Origin of the sequence: Phenylobacterium sp. (assembly GCF_046291545.1) — a bacterium.
Taxonomy (GTDB): Bacteria; Pseudomonadota; Alphaproteobacteria; order Caulobacterales; family Caulobacteraceae; genus Phenylobacterium.
The window spans coordinates 1-19,323 of the sequence record NZ_JBKBSM010000022.1; the positions used below are offsets into that span (position 1 = coordinate 1).

A 19,323-nucleotide genomic window follows, 5' to 3' on the forward strand; every position below is an offset into this window, starting at 1 on the left:
ATGTAGACCCCGTCGCTCACCGGGATCGGCTGGGAGAGCTGGCCCGGCCGCATCTGCTCCAGGGCCTGGTCCACCTCCGGCGGGAACTCGCCGGTGGACACCCAGCCGGCGTCGCCGCCGCTGGCGGCGGTGGCCGAGGCGGAGAACTGGCGGGCGACGGCGGCGAACGGAGCGCCCTGCTGCATCTGGGTGACGAGCTGGCCGGCGCCCTGGACGGCGGTCTGCATCCCGCCCACGCGGTTGGCGTCGATGAACACCTCGCTGACGGCGTACTGCGGCTTGCTGGCCGCGGCGAGGGCGTGCTGCTGGGCGGCGGTGATCTGGTCCTCGCCGATGCGCAGGCGCGAGCCGTAGCGGCCGCGGATCCAGCGCTGCCAGGAGACCTCGGCGCGGATCTGGTCGCGCAGGGATTCGTAGACGCCCTGGGCCTTCAGGACAGAAGCGAACTGGTCCAGCGTCATGTTGTTGCCGCGGGCCATGCGGGTGATCTCTTCGTCGACCTCCTCGTCGGTGGCGACGATGTCGAACTTCTGCTCCTTCTCGACCCGGCGCAGTTCCTGGATCTGCAGGCGCTCGTCCACGAGGCTGATCAGCGCCTGGCGCTGGAGCTGGGGCAGGTTCTGCTGGGTCGGCTGGATGCCGGAGGTGACGATCAGCAGGCGCATGCGCTGCGCCAGGTCGTAGGTCGAGATGATCCCGTCGTTGACCGTGGCGGCGACGGACTCGGTGATGCCCGCCGGCTGGACCGGCGCCTCGGCGGTGGGGGCTTGCGGGGCGGGGGCGTCCTGGGCGGAGACCGCGGCCGGGGCGGCGGCGGCGAAGGCAGCCGCCAGGGCCAGCCCACGGGCGCTGGCGCCCCAGACTTTGCGCGCGCTCGTCATGCTGGGATTCGTTCCTTGAAGGTCGCGGTCCGGGCCGCTGACTTTAGTTGGCATTTATTGCTTCGCCCAATGTGGCGAGGGTGAGGCGGAAGGCGATGGACTCGCTCGGCCCCAGCCGGCCCAGGACCGTGTCCTCGCGGCGGTAGAAGATGTCCACCCGCGTGCAGTCGTCGCGGTAGAAGACGCCGAGGTCGCGCACGACCCAGGCGTTCTGGACGAGGTCGCGGCTGCCCGCGGCGGTGACGCCCCAGTGGTCGGTGAGAACCAACTCGGCGCCCAGGTCGAGGTTCTCGGTCTTGTCGCCGTTGATGTTCGCGTCGTCCCGCAGATAGCGGAAATAGCCCGAGGCCCGCTTGAGCGCGACGTTGGCCCCGGCCTCGGCGCGCTCCACGTCAAGGCTGTCGCCGTCCAGGCGAACCCGGGAGAACATGGACACGCCCTTGAGCGGCTGGGCCTCGGCCGCGACGATCCAGTCCGAGGCGGTGGGCTGAAGGCCGGTGCGCGCGGGGAAGGCGTCGTTGTCCTCGTCGCGGAAGCTGCGGCCGACCAGCAGGCTCGCCCGGCGGCCGTCGTCCCAGAACACCGAGGCGCGGGCGCCGACGTTCACGCGCAAGCCGTCCTCGTAGAGGTCGAAGCCGGGGAACTTGTTGGCGCGGAACAGGGTGGTCTCGTCGAACTCGAAGGACTGGCTGTCTTCGTCCAGGTAGATCGGATCGCCGCTGGAATCGTAGCCGACGACGATCTGCTCGGCGTCGGGGGAGATGGCCACCTGCACCAGGGGCTCGAACACCACCGTGGCTTCGGCGAAGCGGCGATAGAGCGGATAGCTGATGTCCGCGCCGGCTACGGCCAGGGCGCGGGTGGGCGTGTCCGACACCGAGCCGGAGACGTCCTCCAGACTGTAGGCGTCGGCGCGCGCCTGGACGAACGGCTCGACGCGAAGGCCCGCCGGCGAGGTGTAGCTGTCGCGCCAGTCCAGCTCGCCGGTGGCGCGGCGGCTGTCGACGCCCGGCAGGCGCTGGGTCAGGTCGTCGGGCGACTGTTCGCGGGTGAGGGCCACCCCGGAGGCGCGCACGCGCAGCCGCCCGCCGAGGATCTCCCGCGGCGGCTCCCAGCGCGCCTCGATCAGCGGGGCGACGATCGGGAAGGTGCGGTCGACGTCCGAGGGGCGCAGCCCCTGGATGCTGAACGCCGCCATCGACAAGTAGGAGAGCTGCTCCTGGCGCACCGCGTAGACCTGGCTGATCAGCCGCCGGTCGTCGGCGATGTAGGGGCCGCGGGACAGGTAGACGTCGCCGACCTCGTACTTGTCGAAGATGTAGTCGTCCGAGGCGCGCTCGGCCGTGAAGCCCCAGCGCCACTTCTCGTCGATGCGGAAGGCGCCGCTGGCCAGGATGTAGCTGCGCCAGGTCTCCTCGCCGAAGGGCTGGCCGCTGGAATCGAAGTCGGTGTCGTAGGTCCCGCCGAACCGCGCGTCGATCTCCCCCGAATAGAAGCGCTTGCGATAGCGCCCGTTCAGGAAGGGGTTCACCTTGGTGTTGATCTGCGGGCTGAGCGTCAGGTCCGAATAGGGCGAGATCACCAGCAGATAGGGCTGTTCGTAGGACGCCCCGCGGCGGTCGGAGGCCGAGGCGGTGGGCGGCAGGAAGCCGGACTTGCGTTCGGCCTGCGGGTCGGGATGCCAGAAGATCGGCGTGTAGAACACCGGCAGGCCCAGCACGCGGATCACGGCGTTGCGGTAGTAGACGAGCTGGCGCTCGCGGTCTTCGACCACCTTGTCCGCCCGGATCGACCAGGTCGGGGTCTTGGCGCGGTTGTCCACGCAGACCTGGCAGGGGGTGTAGATCGCCCGGTTCAGCTCGTTGACGTTCTCGTTGCGGCGCACGGCCGTGGCGGCGGCGAGCTTGGCGTTGTTCTCCATGCGCGTGGAGAAGCCAGTGGCGACGCCGGCCTTCATCTCGTCGTCCAGGACGATCTCGTCGGCGTACTCGACCGAGCCCGTGCCGGAGATCGTCTGCACGTGGCCGCGGGCGGTGATGACGCCGCGCTCCTCCTCGTAGATCAGCTCGTCCGCGCGCAGGGTGCGGCCGTTGTAGCGCACCTCCACGTCGCCGCGGGCCGTGGTGGTCTTGCCGGCGTCGTCGCGGACCACGAGGTCCGCCTCCATGTAGAGCTCGCCCCGCTCCAGGCCGTCCGCCAGCGGGGGCTGGGCGGGCGTGGCCTGGGCGAGGGCGGCGCCCGCGCTCAGAACCGCGAACGCGACCCCCGCGAGCAAGCCATGCTTGGCCGAGCTATGCGGCGACCGCCGTCCTGAGCGCATCAAACCTGGATTCCTTTCCCGGCGTCGTCCGGATGGATAGCCGCACCTGCGCGGGATTCAACCGTCTTCGGTGTAGCAGAGCAGAGCCAGCCCCGACAGAAGGGCGACGACGGGGGGCGCCCATGCGGCGGCGAACAGCGGCAGGATGCCGGCGTCGGCCAGCGCCCCGGCGAAGGCGTTGAAGAAGAAGATCACGAAGCCCAGCGCCACCCCCGCCCCCGCAAGTCCGGCCAGGCCCCCCAGGCGCGCCAGGCGCAGGGAGAAGGCCGCGGCGAGCATCGACATGGCGGCGAACAGGATCGGCGTGGCCAGGAGCTGCTGGAAGCGCAAGCGATAGCCCGCGGCGCTGAACCCGGCCTGTTCGGTCTGGCGGATGGCGGCGGGCAGTCGCCAGAAGGCGATCGCCTCGGGCGAGGCGAACCGCTCGAGCGCCGATTCGGAATCGAGGCTGGAGCGGATCGAGAGGCTCTCCGAATGGACCGAACTCTCGCCGGCGGTGGCTTCGCGCACATCGGTCAGCTTCCAGAACCCGGGCAGCAGGGTCGCCTCGGCGGCCTCCAGCCGGCGCTTGAACTCGACCTCGCCGCGGGCGTTCTTCTGGTAGACGAACAGGGACACGCCCTTGAGCTTGACCACGCCCTCCTCGACGGCCCGGGAGCGGGCGTGGATGACCATCTGGGTGCGGTCGTCGCCCTGGCGCAGCCAGACCTCCTTGGGCGCGTCGGTGAGGTAGTTCTCCATCATCTGCGCGCGGGACAGCTCGAAGCGGGCGTTGAGGACCGAGGCCAGCGGATTGAGCAGCGTCACCGTGATCACGCCGATCAGGAAGGCGGCCCCCGCAGAAGGCAGGACGAAGCGCCAAGCCGAGACCCCCGCCGCGCGCATGGCGACGAGCTCGCTCTTGCGGTTGAGCGCGACGAAGGCGGCGATGCCGCCGAACAGGAACACGAACGGCAGCAGCACCAGCAGCAGCGACGGCGCCCGAAGGAGCGTCAGGCTGAAGAGCTGGCCCACCGTCACGTCGGTGCGCACGCCCACCGAGCGCGAAAGGTCGACGAACTGGACGAGCAGGATCACCGCGCCGATCACCGCCAGGGCGCCGGCGACGCTGGTGAGGGTGCGGCCCATCACATAGCGCTCGATGCGGCCAAGCCCGGTCATGCGGCGGCTCCCTGCACGATACGGCGCGGCCGCTTGCGCACGTCGATGAACCGCGAGACCCGCTGGCGGAAGACGCTGCGCAGGCCGATCGCCGTCGCGCCGATGGGGATCGCGTACTGCAGGATGTTGAGCCAGGCGCTCTCCTCGCAGCCGGCCTGGACGATGAAGCCCAGGATGCGCGCCACCGCCGCCCCGGCGCTGACGGCGGCGATGCGCCGGCCATAGCCCATGCGGCTGAAGCCGCCGCCGATGATGGCGGAGACCGCCAGGGCCATGAAGGCGATGTTGTAGAGGGGCGTGGCAATGCGCGCGTGGCCCTCGGCCAGCATCTCCAGGCGGTTACGGCGTTCCCAGTCCTGCTGAAGGTCGGGGAAGAACAGCTCGTGCAGGTAGCGGTCCGACGGCTTGTAGTGGACCAGTTCGCTGGTGCGCGTGAGCTCGGTCAGGTCGAAGGGCAGCTCGTCGAAGGTGAGGAAGTTGAGCACGCCGGTGGCGCTGAACTCCTGGTTCGAGCCGCGGCGCATCAGCAGGACCTCGCGTCCGCCGCGCTGGGTCAGCTCGCCCTCGGCCGCCGTATAGGTGGTCGCGCCGCCGTCGCTCTTGTCCTGGTGGATGAAGAGGTTGTGGAATCTGCCTTGCTGATCAACCGATTGCGCATAGACAGTCAGGCCCGGCGCCGGGCTGGTGAACTCCCCCGGACGCACCAGGGTCGAGGCCAGGTCCGTGCGCACCTGGAACAGGGTCTCGCGCATCAGGCGGGCGGCGGCCGGCTGCACCCACAGGTTCATGACCAGCGCCAGCAGGGCGAACATCGAGGCCAGGCGCATGGCGGGCGAGATCACCCGCCAGCGGCTCATGCCGCCGGCGAAGCAGACGACGATCTCCTGCTCCGTGTGCAGACGGTTCAGCGCCACCAGGGCGGCGACGAACAGGGCGATCGGCAGCACCATGTTGATCAGCTGCGGCATGGCCAGCAGGGTGATCTTCAGGAACACCAGGGCGCTCTGGCGCTGGGTCACGATGATGTCGAGGGCCGACAGGCTCTGGGAGAGCAGCGCCACGCACGTGAGCGCCAGGGCCGCCAACAGCGTGGGGCCCAGCAATTGGCGCAGCAGGTAGCGGTCGATCAGGCGCATCGGCGTAAGAATTAGGAGGGCCGGGGCGAAATTTCGACGCGCTCCGACGACGGACCTGTTCTAAACCATGCGTCGCGGCGGCGCACAACCGCCGCACGAGCGTCATTCCGGCTCGCGCCGGCCGGCGCCACAGGTTTGAATCTGCTGAAATAGAGAGAGCGTGATGGAGATCGAGTTCGTCAAGGCCGAGGCCGCGCTGACCGAGAAGACCGCCCTGGCGGTCGTCGTGTTCGAGGGCGAGATCATGGCGGGGCCGGCGGCCGGGCTTGATCAGACCACGGGCGGGGCCCTGAACAGGGCGCTGGCGAACGCGAGGTTCAAGGGCGCCAAGGGCCAGACGCTCGACGTGCTGGCGCCGGCCGGACTCTCCGCCGGGCGCCTGCTGCTGGTGGGCGCTGGCAAGCGCGACGCCTGGGACGACGTGGCCGCCGAGCATGCGGCGGCCTCAGCCTATTCGGCGGTCAAGGCCTCGGGCCTGACGGTCCTGCGGGTGGTGCTGCCGGACGGCGGCGAACGGGCGGTGCACGCGGCCCTGGGCGTACGGCTGGCGGCCTATCGCTTCGACCGCTACCGCACCAAGGAGCCGGCCGAGAAGAAGCCCTCCATCGAGAAGGCCGAACTCGCCTGCGCCGATCCCGACGCCGCGCTCGCCGCCTTCGCCGACCACGCGGCCGTGGCCGACGCCGTGGCCTTCGCCCGGGACCTGGTCTCCGAGCCGGCCAACATCCTCTATCCCGTCGAGTTCGCCCGCCGCCTCAAGGCGCTGGAGAGCCTGGGCCTGGAGGTCACCATCCTCGGCGAGGCCGAGATGAAGGACCTGGGCATGGGCGCGCTCCTGGGCGTGGGCCAGGGCAGCGTGCGCGAAAGCCAGCTCGTGGTGATGCGCTGGAACGGCGCGGCCGACCGCAACGCCCAGCCGCTCGCCTTCGTCGGCAAGGGGGTCTGCTTCGACACCGGCGGCATCAGCCTGAAGCCGGCCGACGGCATGGAGGACATGAAGTGGGACATGGGCGGGGCGGCCGCCGTGGCCGGCCTCATGCACGCCCTGGCGGGCCGCAAGGCCAAGGCCAACGTCGTGGGCGTGGTCGGCCTGGTCGAGAACATGCCCGACGGCAACGCCCAGCGCCCCGGCGACGTGGTCACCTCGATGTCCGGCCAGACCATCGAAGTCATCAACACCGACGCCGAGGGCCGCCTCGTGCTGGCCGACGCGCTCTGGTACACGCGCAAGGAATTCAACCCGAAGTTCATGGTGGACCTCGCCACCCTGACCGGCGCCATCATCATTTCGCTGGGCAACGACTACGCCGGTTTGTTCAGCAACAACGACGAGTTGTCGGAAAATCTTCTGGCGGCCTCCAAGGCCGAGGGCGAGCCCCTGTGGCGCATGCCCCTGCCGGCGGCCTACGACAAGCAGATCGAGAGCATGATCGCCGACGTGAAGAACACCGGCGGCCGTCCGGGCGGCTCGATCACCGCGGCCCTGTTCCTGCAGAAGTTCGTCGACAACCTGCCCTGGGCGCACCTCGACATCGCCTCGACCGCCTGGAAGAAGCCGTCCACGGTGCCGACCATCCCGGACGGCGCGACCGGCTATGGGGTTCGCCTGCTGAACCGGATGGTCGCCGACAAGTACGAGGGCTGAGGTCCCATGCGGCTCGTCCTGGCGCCGAGCCCGCTGCTGGGGCCGGCGAGCCTTCAGCCGCTTGCCGCCGCCCTGGAGGCGCTCGGCCACGAGGCGCGGGCGCTGCGGCTGCCGTCGCTGCTGGAGATCGAGGGCGACTACTATCCGGCCCTCGCTGAAGCGATGGCGGCGGCCGGTCCTGGCGACGTTCTGGTCACCCACAGCGGCGGCGGGGCGGTGGTTCCCCTGGCCCTGCAGGCGGCGCAGGGCCGCTGGGCGGGGGTGGTGCTGGTGGACGCCCTGATGCCTCATCCCGGCCGCAGTTGGTTCGACACCGCCCCCGCGCCGTTGCGCGCGCAGCTCGAAGCCGGCGCCCAGCAGGGCCTGCTGCCGGCGTGGGACGCCTGGTGGCCGCCGGGGGCGCTGGAGCGCCTGATCCCCGACGAGGACGCGCGGCTGGCCGTGCTGAGGGAGCTGGAGCCCCTGCCGCTGGCCTATTTCCAGGAGGTCGCGCCCGCGCTGGAGCTGACGGGGCCGGCGGCCTATCTGCGGCTGAGCGGGGCCTATGAGGGCGAGGCGCGGGCGGCGGGGCGGCTGGGCTGGCCGGTGATCCAGCTTCCGCTGCACCACCTGGCCGCGGTGACCCACGCCGAGGCGGTGGCGGGCGCGGTGGCGGCCTTGGCCGGCCAGCTCGCCGGCTGATAGGCTCGACCCATGTCGGAGACAGCCTGCGAGGTCTGGTTCTATCACCTGGAGCGGTCCGGGCTGGACCAGGTGCTGCCCGAGCTCCTGGAGAAGACCCTGGCCCGCGGCTGGCGGGCGGTGGTGCGGACGCGCGAGGCCGACCGGGTCGAGCACCTGGACGGCTGGCTCTGGAGCTATCGCGACGACAGCTTCCTGCCGCACGGCCCCGAGGACGAGCCGGGCGCCGCGCGCCAGCCGGTGCTGCTGACCACGGGCTTCGGCAACCTCAACGCCGCCCAGGCGCTGTTCCTGATCGACGGGGCGGAGGAGGGCGAGCTGGAAGGCTACACGCGCTGCGTGGTGCTGTTCGACGGGCGCGACGAGGCGGCGCTCGCCAAGGCCCGCGCCCAGTGGCGGGCCGTCAAGGCCAAGGGCCTGCCGGCGTCGTACTGGCGTCAGCAGGCGAAGGGATGGGAGAAGCAGGCATGATGCGCATCCTGACCGGGGCGGTGCTGGCCGGGACGCTGGCGCTCGGCGCCTGCGCGACCGAGCCGCCGCCCGCGCCGACACCGGCTCCCGAACCGGCGCCTGCACCGCCGCCGCCGCCGCCTCCGCCGCCGGACCAGTGCGGGGCGGCCGAGGCGCAGAAGTACATCGGCCGGCCGCGGACGGAGATCCCCGTGCCGGTGCGGCCGGAACTGCAGCGGGTGGCCTGCACCACCTGTGCGGTGACGCTGGACTTCAATCCGCGGCGGCTGAACTTCTTCTTCGACGCCGACACCGGGATCGTGAAGGAAGTGCGCTGCGGGTGAGCCCGGCCGGCGTCTAGGCGAGGGCCGCCAGCAGCGTCTCGCGCAGGCGCGGATCGACGAGGGCCAGGCCGAGGGCGCACCACAGGACGAGAATTCCCAGCAGCAGGGTGCGGAACGGCTCCTTGCGGGTCTTGTGGCGCAGGAGCTGCTGGGCGGCGACGGCGCCGAACACGCCGCCGAGCGCCGACCAGGCGAGCAGCCGGCTTTCGGGCACGCGGCGCGCACCCTCGATCGCGTTACGCTTGTCCAGGGCGAACAGTGCGAAGGTCGCCGTATTGACCGCCGCCAGATAGAGAGCCGCCGCCCACATCAAGAGGGCGCGTCCTCCAGCGCGCGCCAGCCCTGGGCCAGGGCGCGGGTGGCGCGGTCGAAGGCGATCCAGCAGCCGCCGCCCTGAAGGGGCGGACGGTCCTCCCGGCCGATCTCCACGGCCTGGAGCCTGGCCATGAGCAGGCGGCCGACGCCGCCGTGGGAGACCACCAACACGAGGCCGTCGGCCGGGGAGGCGGCGATCACCCGGTCGACCGCGGCCACGACGCGCGCCTGGGCGGCCCGCGCCGTCTCCCAGCCGCGCACGCTCCGGTCGGGCTCGCCGAAGAAGCGTTCGACCACCTCCCAGAATTCCGGAGGCGCGATGTAGCCCGTCGCCGAGCGGTCGTTCTCGCCGAGGCCCGCGTCCACCCGGGGCGTCAGGCCAAGGCGGCCGGCGAGGATCTCGGCGCCGTCGCGCGCCTTGCGCTCGGCGCTGGACCACACGGCGGCGACCTCGCGGCCGGCGAGGGCGTCGGCGAAGCGTTCCATCCGCGCCCGGCCGAGGGCGGACAGCGGCCAGTCGGGAACCGGGACGGCGGGATCGATGACCACTTCGGGGTGGGTGATGAACAGCAACTGCGACAAGGCCGGGACTCTGGCTAGGTTCGTCTCGGCCAAGCTTGCCCGGAGACCGACCCAAGATGCCAGCCCCCGTCGCGCCGCCCCTCGACACCGAGCGCCTGACCCTTCGCGGCCACACCGTCGAGGACTTCGCCGAAAGCGCGGCCATGTGGGGGGACCCGGAGGTGACGCGGTTCATCGGCGGGCGCCCGTTCAGCGCCGAGGAGGTCTGGTCGCGGCTGCTCCGCTACGCCGGGCACTGGGCGCTCAAGGGCTATGGCTACTGGGTCGTGCGCGAGCGGGGGAGCGGGCGCTTCGTCGGCGAGGTCGGGTTCGCCGACTTCCGGCGGGCCATCGAACCGCCGCTGGGCGAGGCGCCGGAGGCCGGGTGGGTGCTTTCGCCCTGGGCGCACAGCAAGGGCTTCGGCAGCGAAGCCGTGCGGGCGCTGCACGCCTGGGGCGACAAGGCCTTCGGCGGCGCGCGCACCGTCTGCCTGATCGCGCCGGAGAACGCGCCCTCCCTGGCCCTGGCGGCCCGGGTCGGCTACCGCGAGTACGCCCGCAGCACCTATCACGATGCGCCCACGATTCTGCTGGAGCGCGGGCCTCAGGCCTCCTTCACCGCCTCATAGGCCTCGGCCGCTTCCAGCCACTCGGCTTCGGCGGCGGCGAGCCGGGCCTGGGCGGCCTCGCGGCGGCGGCCGAGGTCGGCTGCCTTGGCGGGGTCCTTGGCGAAGACGTCCGGGTCGAGCAGGGCCTGGTCGATCGCCGCCAGGGCCTCGGTCGCCCGGGCCAGGGCCGCTTCGGCCGCCTCGGCTCGCCGGCGGGCGGGGCCGGTGGGCGTCTTCGCCTTGCGCGGCGGCTCGGCCCTGGGCGGCGGCGGCGGCTCCTCGCGGGCGACCTGGGAGGGGGCGCGAGCCGCGGCGCGGGCGCGATCGACCACGTAGCGGGCGTAGTCCTCCATGTCGCCCTCGAACGGCTTGATCGTGCCGTCGGCGGCCAGCCACAGGCGATCGGCCACGAGCTCCATCAGCGAGCGGTCGTGGGTGATGAGGATGACCGCGCCCTCGTAGTCGTTCAGGGCGTCGAGCAGGGCGCGGCGGCTGTCGATGTCCAGGTGGTTGGTCGGCTCATCGAGGATCAGCAGGTGCGGCGCCTCCATGGCCACCAGGTTCAGGAGGAGGCGCGCGCGCTCCCCGCCCGACAGGTCGGCCACGGTGGTCTCGGCCTTGGCCACCCCCAGGCCGAACTGCGCCAGGCGCGAGCGGCGCTGCGCCTCGCTGGCCTCGGGCATGATGCGTCGGATGATGTCGAGGGGCGTGTCCGTCGGGTCCAGCGCCTCGATCTGGTGCTGGTGGAACCAGCCCGCCCGCAGGCGCGCGCTGCGCACCATCTCCCCGCTCTCGGCCTCCAGGGCTCCGGCGACCAGCTTGGCGAAGGTGGACTTGCCCGCCCCGTTGACGCCGAGGAGCCCGATGCGGTCGTCCAGGTCCAGCCGCAGGTTCAGGTTCTTGAGGATCGGCGGACCGCCATAGCCCACCGACACGCCCTCCAGCCGCAGCAGGGGCGGGGCGAGGGGGCGCTCGGGCGAGGGCAGGAGGAACGGGGCGGTGTGCTCGCGCAGCACCGCCGAGATCACCGGCAGCTTGGCGATCATCTTCAGCCGCGACTGGGCCTGCCGGGCCTTGGATTCCTTGTAGCGGAACCGGTCCACGAAGGCCTGCATGTGCGCGCGCTGGGCCTCGATCTTGGCGCGGGTGGCCTCCTGCAGGCGCAGCTTCTCGGCCCGCTGGGTCTCGAAGGAGTCGTAGCCGCCGACATAGAGGTCCAGCTTGCCATCGTGCAGGTGCAGGATGTGGTCGCAGGAGTTGTTCAGGATCTCCCGGTCGTGGCTGATGATCACCGCCGAGTGCGGGTACTTGCGAAGCCGCGCCTCGAGCCACAGGGCGCCTTCCAGGTCCAGGTAGTTGGTCGGCTCGTCCAGCAGCAGCAGGTCCGGTTCGGCGAACAGGGCCGCGGCCAGGGCCACGCGCATCCGCCAGCCGCCGGAGAACTCGGCCATGGGGCGGGCGAGGTCGGCGTTGGAGAAGCCGAGGCCCGACAGGATTTCGGCGGCGCGGGACGGGGCGCGGTCGGCGTCGATCTCGATCAGCCGGTCGTAGATCTCGCCCATCCGCTCGGGCGGGGCGGTCTCCAGGTCGCTCAGCAGCCGGGCGCGCTCGACGTCGGCCTCAAGCACCGTGTCGAGGAGGGTGACGGGGGTGGCCGGATGCTCCTGGTCCACCGAACCGATGCGGGCCTGCTTGGGCAGGCGGATCTCGCCGCCGCCGATGGTGAGCTGGCCGAGGATCAGCTTGAACAGCGTGGACTTGCCGACGCCGTTGCGGCCGACCAGGCCGACCTTGGCGTCCTTGGGGATCGAGACGCTGGCGCCGTCGAAGAAGCGACGCCCCCAGGCGTCGAACACGAGCTCTTGGATCTGAAGCATGGGAAAACGACAGGGCAGGAAGGAACGCGCGCGGACGGGCCGTGGCCGCCGCGGATGGCCGGTCAGATGTGATGTGAAGCCGCCGCCCGCCTGACCTTGGCGGGCTCATAGCAGAGACCGGAGCGTCCGTCGCGGGGGAATAGAGAGCCTTGCCTTGGCGGGGGGCGGCCGGACGGCTATAAGCCCGCGACCTCGCGGCTCGCCGCGTTTCCCAGTTCATAACAACACCAAGACAGACCCATGACCGAACGCACCTTCTCGATCATCAAGCCGGACGCCACCAACCGGAACCTGACCGGCAAGATCAACGCGATGATCGAAGACGCGGGCCTGCGCATCGTCGCCCAGCGGCGCATCCGCATGACCGAGGCCCAGGCCAAGAAGTTCTACGAAGTCCACAAGGAGCGCCCGTTCTACGGCGAGCTGGTGGCCCAGATGACCTCCGCCCCGGTGGTGGTGCAGGTGCTGGAAGGCGAGAACGCCGTGGCCAAGTACCGCGAGATCATGGGCGCCACCAACCCGGAACAGGCCGCCGAAGGCACCATCCGCAAGGCCTTCGCCCTGAACGTCGGCGAAAACTCGGTGCACGGCTCCGACAGCCAGGACAACGCCAAGATCGAGATCGCGCAGTTCTTCACCGACGACCAGATCGTCGGCTGAACCGCAGCAAGCTCCTGACGGTGAAACGCCCGCGGCGCGAGCCGCGGGCGTTTTGCGTTTCCGGACCCTGGAGGTCCGAACCCTAGAAGCCGAGGGCGCGGCGGATGTCGCGCCAGTCCACCAGCTTGAAGTTCTGCCGCGCCCTGGCGGTGGAGGCGACTTCGCCCTCGGTGTCCACGTCGTCCTGGGCGACGACCAGCCCCGACGGGAAGCGGCCCACCGGACCGCCCAGGGCGGCGACGCCGTCGGTGCCGGTGATCGGGTCCACGCCGTTGGCGGCCACGCCCGACCAGCGGCCCTTGTAGGCGGGCTCGGCCCCATCGACTCGCCAGACGGCGAAGGCGCTGTCGCCCTGGCTGGAGACGATCAGATAGGTCTCCTGGCCCTCCCGCAGCAGGGTCATGCCCTCCACGTCGGGCTTCAGCGCGTCGGACGGCGCGGCCGCCAGCTGCGTGTGCGCATCGCCCGAAGCCGGATCGAGGTCGTAGCGCCAGACGCCCTTGGCCTCTTCGCCGATGTAGAGGCGCCCGGTCCGGTCGTCGACGACGCAGCCCTCGGTCTGGCTGCCCAGGGCGAACCGCCGTTCCTCCACCGCGCGGGCCTGGCCGTCGGCGCCGGCCTCGACGCGGGTCTGGCGCACCTGGCCGTCGGTGCCGTTGACGATGACGACGAAGGCCTCGCCCCGGCGGCCGACGCACAGGCCGTAGGGTTCGGCGAGGTCCAGGGGGATCACGCCCCAGGGCTTCACCTGCAGCGTGGCGGGGTCCATCAGGTACAGGGCGAAGCCGCCCCGGCCGCGGTCGCTGGCGGCGACCAGCACGCGCTCGCCGGCCGGCGTCGGAAAGCCGTCGCGCAGGTCGACGTTGTTGAGCCGCCCGTCGGGGATGAACTGCAGCACCTTGCCGTCGAGGCCGTAGGTGTAGAGCCCCGCCTGCTTGTCGGTGCCGAAGATCACGACCCGGGAGGGATCGCGCGGATCGGCCCAGATCTCCGGGTCGTCCGCGGCGTCGGCCCGCTCGGTGCCGACCGCCACGGTCTCGCCGGCCACCGGCACGGGAGTTCCCACGCCGACCAGCATCTTGCCCGAGTCGGATCTGGCCTCGGCGTCCAGGAGCGCGCAGGCGCCCAGGGCCGCGCTGGCGGCGAGGATCGCGCAGGCCCGCAGGCCGGCGGAAGGGAGCATCTTGGACCTCATGACCGGGGCGTCAGAACGCGACGCGCGCGATCAGTTGATAGACCGGGCCGGCCTCTTCCGTCTCCAGTTCGTACTCGTCGAACGAGCGGTCGATCTGGTCCTCGATGGTGTTGAACTTGTTGAACACCTCGTCCTTCGTGCCGTTGAGGATGTTGGAGGCGGTGAAGCGCACGGTGACCGATTTGCCGATGCGCTTTTCGGCGAACATCTCCAGGTCGCCGCCGTAGCTGGTGGTGACCTCCTCGCCGACGATGCGGCCATAGGCGTCGCCCTGCTTGCGGTAGGTCACGCCGAACGCCGCGCCGTAGGCGGGCAGATCCTGGATGAAGCCGACGTTGAAGACGTAGTCGGCCTGGCTGTTGAAGCGGCGCGAGCCGAACTCGTCGGTCACGTCGCTGTCGAGCCAGGAGTAGTTGAGGAACACGCCGGTGTCCTTCAGGCCGAAGGCGGTCAGCGGGGCGGAGACGTCGAACTCGACGCCCCACACCTGGCCATCGCCGGCGTTGCGCGAGGTGAGCACGAACGTGCCGGGGCCCTCGTCGCCTTCGTCGCCGGTGTTGGCGATCTCGATCAGGTCCTGGACGTCGCGATAGAAGAAGTTGACGCCCGCCACGCCGGTGCGGCCGAGGCGGCGCTCATAGCCGACGTCGATCCCCCAGGCGGTTTCCGGCTCGAGGTCGGGATTGCCGAGGTAGTCGTTGTCGCCCAGCTCGGCGGTGAGCAGGGCCGGCGAGATCTCGTTGAAGCCGGGCCGGCGGATGGTGCGGGCCACCGAAAGGGTGATCCGGTCCTGCGGGGTCAGCGACCAGCGCAGGTGCGCCGAGGGCAGCAGGATCGCGTAGTCCTTGGAGTTGGAGCGGTCGGCCGCGGGCGCGGTCTCATCGACGATGGTGACGTCGGTCGTCTCGTAGCGCAGGCCCGCTTCCCAGCGCACCGGACCGGCGTCGCCCGACAGCATCACGTAGGGGTCCAGGCGGGTCTCCTCGATGGAGTTGACCCCGCCGTCGACGTCGACGAACGGCCCATAGGCCGGGTTCGTGCCCGGCAGGTTGAAGCGGTTGCGGTCGGTGACGATCCGCGTGTCGCGCTCCTTCTTCTGGTACTGCAGGCCGACTTCCAGTTCCGCCGCGCCCAGCGGACGCTTGTGGGCCAGCTTGGCGGTGGTCTCGGTGTCGTCCAGGTCGGTCAGTTCCAGGTCGCCGGTGAAGCGGTCCGGATTGCGGGTGAAGTCGGTCTCTTCCTCGGTGTCGACGTCGTTCTCGGTGAAGTTGGCGTAGCCGAGCTTGAGGGTCGTCTTGCCGCCGAGCATCTCGCGCTCGTAGCGGGCGGAGAGGGTGATGTTCTCCTGGTCGATGTCGACGACCTGGTGGTTGACGGTCTCCATCGTGCCGCCGACCAGCGCGTCATACTCCCAGGAGTTCTCGTCTTGGGTGCGGTCGGTCTTGATGTAGAAGGCGCCGAGCTCCAGCTCGCCGCCGCTGAGCGGCATGGTGTAGTTCAGGTTGGCCGAATAGTCGGTCCCGTTGCGCAGGTCCGTCTGGTCTTCGCGGTTGGAGAAGTTGGCGTCCGAGGCCGGCGGCTCGGAATAGCGCAGGCTGCGCTTTTCCTTGGGATTGCGGCGTCCCTGCAGGTTGGCGCCGATGAGCAGGCGGCCCGGGCCCACCTCGGTGGAATAGACCCCGCCGATGGTCTCGCGGACCCGGCCGTCGTTGAAGTACAGGGCGCCCGCGCGCACGAAGCCGCCGTCCAGGGCGTAGGCGTCGCGCAGCACGATGTTGAGCGTGCCGGCCATGGCGTCGCCGCTGCGGTTGGCCGAGGCGGAGCGCACCACTTCGATGCGCTCGATCAGCTCGGCCGGGATGCGATCGACGAAGAACGAGCGGTCGACCCCCGAGCCGGGCACCTTCTCGCCGTTGATCAGGACCTGGGTGTAGGTGGGGTCGAGGCCGCGCAGGCGCGCGCCGTCGGACTCCAGCACGTCGGAGAGGAAGGCGACGCTGGGCACCCGCTTGAGGGCGTCGCCGGCGGTGAGCGGCTCGAAGCGCTGGAAGTAGTCGAGCTCGTAGGTCAGCGCCGGGGCGGTGTCCTCGGTGCGGTTGCGGTAGTGGATCTGACCGGGAACCACCAGTTCGGAGGCGGTCACCGGCTCCTCGGCGGTGCGGATCGCCTCGTCCTCGGCGGCCGCGGCCGTGTGGAAGGCGAGCGCAGCGAAGGCGGCGCCCGCGAACAGCGCGGCGCGGCGGTGGTTGGTCAGCATGAAAGAGCCCCTCGACGTCTTGTTTGGGGGGCTGACTAGTCAGGATTGATGTGAGTTTGACTGAGCTTTGGTGACGCTTTGGCGACAGGCGGACGAAGGTCGCGCGGCGGTATGATCAAGCCGCTGAAAGTTGTCCGCAGATCACGGCGGCTTCCCCGGCGTCGAGCAGATCGGCCAGGACCTGAGGCGCGTCCTCGGGGCCGACGATCAGCACCAGCCCCAGGCCGCAGTTGAAGGTGCGCCGCATCTCGTGCTCGGCCACGCCGCCCGTCTCCTGCAGCCAGGTGAAGACCGGGGGCAGGGGCCAGGCGCCCCAGTCGAACTCGGCCACGAGGCCCTCGGCGATGGCGCGCGGCGGGTTCTCGATCAGGCCGCCGCCGGTGATGTGCGCCAGGCCCTTGATCCGCCCCGCTTTGATCTGCGGCACGACGCTCTTCACGTAGATCCGCGTGGGCGTCATCAGCGCTTGGGCCAGGGTCTGGCCCGGAGCGAAGGGCGCAGGCGCGTCCCAGGCGAGGCCGGAGCGCTCGACGATGCGCCGGACCAGCGAATATCCGTTGGAATGGGGACCGGAGGAGCCGAGGCCGATCAGGACGTCGCCCGCCGCCTGGTCGGACAGGCGCGGCAGCACCGCTCCCCGCTCGACGGCGCCGACGGAGAAGCCGGCCAGGTCATAGTCGCCCTCGGCGTACATGCCGGGCATTTCGGCGGTCTCGCCGCCCACCAGGGCCGCGCCGGCCTGCAGGCAGCCCTCGGCGATGCCGGCGACGACCCGCGCGGCGGCCTCGACGTCGAGCTTGCCGGTGGCGAAGTAGTCGAGGAACAGGAGCGGCTCGGCGCCCTGGGCCAGAAGATCGTTCACGCACATCGCGACGAGGTCGATCCCGACGGTGTCGTGCAGGCCGGTCTCGATGGCGATCTTCAGCTTGGTGCCGACGCCGTCGGTGGTGGTGACCAGGAGCGGATCGGAATAGCCGGCCGCCTTCAGGTCGAACAGGGCGCCGAAGCCGCCTAGGGACGCGTCGGCCCCGGCGCGGCGGGTGGCCTTGGCGAGGGGCTTGATCCGGTCGATCAGGGCGTTCCCCGCATCGATATCCACCCCGGCCTGGGCGTAGGTGAGGCCGTTCGGTCGATCGGTCATGGGGCGGAGGTCTCGAAGAAATGGCGTTTTGACGCAACGCACCCTTGCAGACTCGGGCGCGCGCGGGGCTATAGCTAGCCGATGACGCCGATTACGACCACCGCCGAACTGGCGGCGTTTTGCGATCAGTTGAAAGGCCAGCCGTTCGTCGCGGTGGACACCGAGTTCATGCGCGAGACGACCTACTGGCCCAAGCTGTGCCTTATCCAGGCGGCCGCTCCCAACGCGTGGGCGGTCATCGACCCCCTGGCCGACGGGATCGACCTGGAGCCGTTCCTCGCCATCCTGCGGGACGAGGCGATCCTGAAGGTGTTCCACGCCGCACGCCAGGACGTGGAGATCTTCAACAACCTGCAGGCCATGCCGCGGCCGCTGTTCGACACCCAGGTGGCGGGGATGGCGGCCGGGTTCGGCGAGCAGATCGCCTACGACGCGCTCGTGCGGCAGATGCTGAAGGTGGAGATCGACAAGTCGAGCCGCTTCACCGACTGGGCCCGCCGTCCGCTGACGGACGCCCAGCTCTCCTACGCCCTGGCCGACGTGACGCACCTGGCGGAGCTCTTCCCCCTGCTGCGGGGGCGGCTGGAGAAGGAAGGCCGGCTGAACTGGGTGACCGACGAGATGGTCAACCTGACCGACCCGGCCAACTACGACGTCGATCCGGAGAACGCCTGGCGGCGGCTGAAGCCGCGCCGGCACACGGTGAAGTATCTGGCGATCTTCCGCGCCGTGGCGGCCTGGCGCGAACGCACCGCCCAGATGCGCGACCAGCCCAGGGGCCGGATCTTGAAGGACGAGGCGATCGACGAGATCGCCACCCAGGCGCCCACCGACGCCGAGGCCCTGGACCGCCTGCGCTCGGTGCCAAAGGGCTTTTCCGGCTCGCGCTTCGGGCCGGACCTGCTGGCGGCGGTGCGCGAGGCGCTGCGCGATCCGGACGGCTACGCCCCGGTGGTGGAGAAGGCCAAGGCCCCGCCCTCGCCGGCGGCCGGCGCGGTGGTGGAGCTGCTGAAGGTGCTGCTCAAGGCGCGGGCCGAGGACGCCGGCGTCGCCTCGAAGCTGATCGCCACGGTCGCTGACCTCGAGCAGATCGCCAATGACGACCACGCCAAGACGCCGGCGCTGAGCGGCTGGCGGCGGGAGGCCTTCGGCGAGGACGCCCTGAAGCTTAAGCGTGGCGAACTGGCCCTGGTGCTGGACGGGACGCGGGTGCGGGTGGTCGAGGTGCGCCGGGCGCCGAAGGCGGCCGCACAGTAGGACTGGGCAAGGCCCGCCGTCCCGCCCAGGATGGCGGCATGATCAAGCTGACCTTCGCCCTGGTGCGCCTGCCGCACCTCAGCCGCCAGGAGTTCCAGGACTACTGGTTCGACACCCACGCGCCGCTGGTGGCCAGCGTGCGCGAGACCCTTCGCATCCGCCGCTACGTGCAGATGCACAGCCTGCCCGAGGACATCTCCGAGCCGATCCGCCAGAGCCGCGGGGCGCCGCCGCCGTACGACGGAGTGGCCCAGCTCTGGTGGGACAGCCTGGAGGACATGGCCTCGACGGATCCGGCGGCGCGGGAGGCGGGGCGCCTGCTGCTGGAGGACGAGAAGAGGTTCATCGACCACGCGAAGTCGCCCCTCTGGTTCGGCGAGGAGCGGGTGATCTTCTAGGGCTCAGCGCTCGAGGCTGAAGGCCACGGGCGCGGAGACCTCGAAGCGCTCGCCGGCCATGTGCCGCGGGGCGGCCGGGAAGGGCTCGGACCGCGCGAGCATGGCCAGGGCCTCGGCGTCCAGGCTCGCATGGCCGGAGCTGCGCAGGATGCCGCCGTCCAGGAGGCGGCCCTGTCGATCGACGATGAAGCGCACCTCGACCACGCCCTCTTCGCGGCGCAGGCGCGCGCGCCTGGGATAGACCTTGTGCGCCTCCAGCCAGACTCTGAGGCGCGCGGCGTAGTCATCGCGGCGGCCGTGCGGGGCGTCGACATCCAGGCCGGTACGGTCCCCGTGGCGCGCCAGGGCGCCTTGCGGCCCAGGCGCCCGAGCCGCGAGCGGCGTCGGCCCCGGCGCGGCCGCCGGCGCGGGCTCGACAGCCGGCGGGGCGGGCGGG

At 70.9% G+C, this 19,323-nt stretch carries 19 protein-coding genes; 8 read left to right on the forward strand and 11 right to left on the reverse strand.

Translation table 11 applies throughout. The annotated features are described in order from the left end of the window. The 4 genes from ACK4YQ_RS19290 to lptF all read right to left on the reverse strand — a co-directional run. A partial coding sequence (locus tag ACK4YQ_RS19290) for a peptidylprolyl isomerase (protein WP_409613868.1) occupies positions 1–881 on the reverse strand: 881 nt, incomplete at its 3' end. A 43-nt stretch (positions 882–924) separates the two neighbouring features. Further along, the gene (locus ACK4YQ_RS19295) at positions 925–3,156 is read right to left on the reverse strand and encodes an LPS-assembly protein LptD (RefSeq protein ID WP_409613871.1); all 2,232 of its coding nucleotides are present in this window, start codon (positions 3,154–3,156) and stop codon (positions 925–927) included. Between the two features lie 102 nt (positions 3,157–3,258). Beyond that, on the reverse strand, positions 3,259–4,362 hold the full coding sequence (lptG, locus tag ACK4YQ_RS19300; protein WP_409613873.1) for an LPS export ABC transporter permease LptG: 1,104 nt from the start codon (positions 4,360–4,362) through the stop codon (positions 3,259–3,261). Further along, positions 4,359–5,498: an LPS export ABC transporter permease LptF gene (gene lptF, locus ACK4YQ_RS19305; protein WP_409613875.1), complete on the reverse strand. Its 1,140-nt coding sequence runs from the start codon at positions 5,496–5,498 to the stop codon at positions 4,359–4,361. Before lptF ends, lptG begins: the two co-directional genes overlap by 4 nt. Positions 5,499–5,661: 163 nt before the next feature. On the opposite strand from lptF, the gene ACK4YQ_RS19310 reads away from it, so the two are divergent. The 4 genes from ACK4YQ_RS19310 to ACK4YQ_RS19325 are packed head-to-tail and all read left to right on the forward strand — an operon-like array spanning position 5,662 to position 8,618. After that, positions 5,662–7,143, forward strand: coding sequence for a leucyl aminopeptidase (locus ACK4YQ_RS19310; RefSeq protein ID WP_409613878.1), 1,482 nt, complete (start codon positions 5,662–5,664; stop codon positions 7,141–7,143). 6 nt (positions 7,144–7,149) lie between these two features. Then, positions 7,150–7,824, forward strand: a complete 675-nt coding sequence (locus ACK4YQ_RS19315) for a hypothetical protein (protein WP_409613881.1) — start codon at positions 7,150–7,152, stop codon at positions 7,822–7,824. Between the two features lie 12 nt (positions 7,825–7,836). Then, positions 7,837–8,295 carry a DNA polymerase III subunit chi gene (locus ACK4YQ_RS19320; RefSeq protein ID WP_409613884.1) on the forward strand — a complete coding sequence of 153 codons (459 nt, stop codon included), beginning with the start codon at positions 7,837–7,839 and terminating at the stop codon, positions 8,293–8,295. Further along, a complete protein-coding gene (locus tag ACK4YQ_RS19325; protein WP_409613887.1) occupies positions 8,292–8,618 on the forward strand; it encodes a peptidase inhibitor I78 in 327 nt (108 codons plus the stop codon). Before ACK4YQ_RS19320 ends, ACK4YQ_RS19325 begins: the two co-directional genes overlap by 4 nt. A 13-nt stretch (positions 8,619–8,631) precedes the next feature. Here the strand turns inward: ACK4YQ_RS19325 and ACK4YQ_RS19330 are convergent, their stop codons facing one another. Together ACK4YQ_RS19330 and ACK4YQ_RS19335 are read right to left on the reverse strand one after the other, a co-directional pair. Further along, complete coding sequence (locus ACK4YQ_RS19330) at positions 8,632–8,928, reverse strand: DUF1294 domain-containing protein (protein WP_409613890.1); 297 nt, start codon at positions 8,926–8,928, stop codon at positions 8,632–8,634. Then, positions 8,928–9,515 (reverse strand): histidine phosphatase family protein, encoded by a 588-nt coding sequence (locus tag ACK4YQ_RS19335; RefSeq protein WP_409613893.1) that lies wholly within the window; start codon positions 9,513–9,515, stop codon positions 8,928–8,930. Before ACK4YQ_RS19335 ends, ACK4YQ_RS19330 begins: the two co-directional genes overlap by 1 nt. A 56-nt stretch (positions 9,516–9,571) precedes the next feature. Between ACK4YQ_RS19335 and ACK4YQ_RS19340 the strand changes: the two genes are divergently transcribed. Beyond that, the gene (locus ACK4YQ_RS19340) at positions 9,572–10,123 is read left to right on the forward strand and encodes a GNAT family N-acetyltransferase (protein ID WP_409613895.1); all 552 of its coding nucleotides are present in this window, start codon (positions 9,572–9,574) and stop codon (positions 10,121–10,123) included. Here ACK4YQ_RS19340 and ACK4YQ_RS19345 read toward each other — a convergent pair. After that, the gene (locus ACK4YQ_RS19345; RefSeq protein ID WP_409613898.1) at positions 10,099–11,979 is read right to left on the reverse strand and encodes an ABC-F family ATP-binding cassette domain-containing protein; all 1,881 of its coding nucleotides are present in this window, start codon (positions 11,977–11,979) and stop codon (positions 10,099–10,101) included. The two genes, ACK4YQ_RS19340 and ACK4YQ_RS19345, sit on opposite strands and share 25 nt — an antisense overlap. 240 nt (positions 11,980–12,219) lie before the next feature. Here ACK4YQ_RS19345 and ndk point away from each other — a divergent pair, with 240 nt between their 5' ends. Further along, the gene (gene ndk, locus ACK4YQ_RS19350) at positions 12,220–12,639 is read left to right on the forward strand and encodes a nucleoside-diphosphate kinase (protein WP_409613901.1); all 420 of its coding nucleotides are present in this window, start codon (positions 12,220–12,222) and stop codon (positions 12,637–12,639) included. Positions 12,640–12,721: 82 nt separating this feature from the next. On the opposite strand, the gene ACK4YQ_RS19355 is transcribed toward ndk, so the two are convergent. The 3 genes from ACK4YQ_RS19355 to purM all read right to left on the reverse strand — a co-directional run bounded on the left by ACK4YQ_RS19355 (position 12,722) and on the right by purM (position 17,232). After that, on the reverse strand, positions 12,722–13,822 hold the full coding sequence (locus tag ACK4YQ_RS19355) for a phytase (protein ID WP_409613904.1): 1,101 nt from the start codon (positions 13,820–13,822) through the stop codon (positions 12,722–12,724). Between the two features lie 22 nt (positions 13,823–13,844). Continuing rightward, the gene (locus ACK4YQ_RS19360; protein ID WP_409613906.1) at positions 13,845–16,091 is read right to left on the reverse strand and encodes a TonB-dependent receptor plug domain-containing protein; all 2,247 of its coding nucleotides are present in this window, start codon (positions 16,089–16,091) and stop codon (positions 13,845–13,847) included. A 115-nt stretch (positions 16,092–16,206) separates the two neighbouring features. Beyond that, positions 16,207–17,232: a phosphoribosylformylglycinamidine cyclo-ligase gene (purM, locus tag ACK4YQ_RS19365; protein ID WP_409613909.1), complete on the reverse strand. Its 1,026-nt coding sequence runs from the start codon at positions 17,230–17,232 to the stop codon at positions 16,207–16,209. Between the two features lie 81 nt (positions 17,233–17,313). On the opposite strand from purM, the gene rnd reads away from it, so the two are divergent. Then, complete coding sequence (gene rnd, locus ACK4YQ_RS19370; RefSeq protein ID WP_409613912.1) at positions 17,314–18,489, forward strand: ribonuclease D; 1,176 nt, start codon at positions 17,314–17,316, stop codon at positions 18,487–18,489. A gap of 38 nt (positions 18,490–18,527) precedes the next feature. Continuing rightward, complete coding sequence (locus ACK4YQ_RS19375; RefSeq protein WP_409613914.1) at positions 18,528–18,887, forward strand: EthD domain-containing protein; 360 nt, start codon at positions 18,528–18,530, stop codon at positions 18,885–18,887. A 3-nt stretch (positions 18,888–18,890) separates the two neighbouring features. Here ACK4YQ_RS19375 and ACK4YQ_RS19380 read toward each other — a convergent pair. Beyond that, positions 18,891–19,323: energy transducer TonB (locus ACK4YQ_RS19380; RefSeq protein ID WP_409613917.1), on the reverse strand; the 433-nt coding region annotated here is incomplete at its 5' end.

Excerpts from the sequence above, each read along its gene's own strand:
- ACK4YQ_RS19325 (WP_409613887.1), top strand. The coding sequence starts at position 8,292 with ATGATGCGCATCCTGACCGGGGCGGTGCTGGCCGGGACGCTGGCGCTC.
- ACK4YQ_RS19360 (WP_409613906.1), bottom strand. The coding sequence starts at position 16,091 with ATGCTGACCAACCACCGCCGCGCCGCGCTGTTCGCGGGCGCCGCCTTC.
- rnd (WP_409613912.1), top strand. The coding sequence starts at position 17,314 with ATGACGCCGATTACGACCACCGCCGAACTGGCGGCGTTTTGCGATCAG.
- lptF (WP_409613875.1), bottom strand. The coding sequence starts at position 5,498 with ATGCGCCTGATCGACCGCTACCTGCTGCGCCAATTGCTGGGCCCCACG.
- ACK4YQ_RS19345 (WP_409613898.1), bottom strand. The coding sequence starts at position 11,979 with ATGCTTCAGATCCAAGAGCTCGTGTTCGACGCCTGGGGGCGTCGCTTC.
- ACK4YQ_RS19340 (WP_409613895.1), top strand. The coding sequence starts at position 9,572 with ATGCCAGCCCCCGTCGCGCCGCCCCTCGACACCGAGCGCCTGACCCTT.
- ACK4YQ_RS19355 (WP_409613904.1), bottom strand. The coding sequence starts at position 13,822 with ATGCTCCCTTCCGCCGGCCTGCGGGCCTGCGCGATCCTCGCCGCCAGC.
- ACK4YQ_RS19310 (WP_409613878.1), top strand. The coding sequence starts at position 5,662 with ATGGAGATCGAGTTCGTCAAGGCCGAGGCCGCGCTGACCGAGAAGACC.
- ACK4YQ_RS19315 (WP_409613881.1), top strand. The coding sequence starts at position 7,150 with ATGCGGCTCGTCCTGGCGCCGAGCCCGCTGCTGGGGCCGGCGAGCCTT.
- purM (WP_409613909.1), bottom strand. The coding sequence starts at position 17,232 with ATGACCGATCGACCGAACGGCCTCACCTACGCCCAGGCCGGGGTGGAT.
- ACK4YQ_RS19330 (WP_409613890.1), bottom strand. The coding sequence starts at position 8,928 with ATGTGGGCGGCGGCTCTCTATCTGGCGGCGGTCAATACGGCGACCTTC.
- ndk (WP_409613901.1), top strand. The coding sequence starts at position 12,220 with ATGACCGAACGCACCTTCTCGATCATCAAGCCGGACGCCACCAACCGG.
- lptG (WP_409613873.1), bottom strand. The coding sequence starts at position 4,362 with ATGACCGGGCTTGGCCGCATCGAGCGCTATGTGATGGGCCGCACCCTC.
- ACK4YQ_RS19375 (WP_409613914.1), top strand. The coding sequence starts at position 18,528 with ATGATCAAGCTGACCTTCGCCCTGGTGCGCCTGCCGCACCTCAGCCGC.
- ACK4YQ_RS19320 (WP_409613884.1), top strand. The coding sequence starts at position 7,837 with ATGTCGGAGACAGCCTGCGAGGTCTGGTTCTATCACCTGGAGCGGTCC.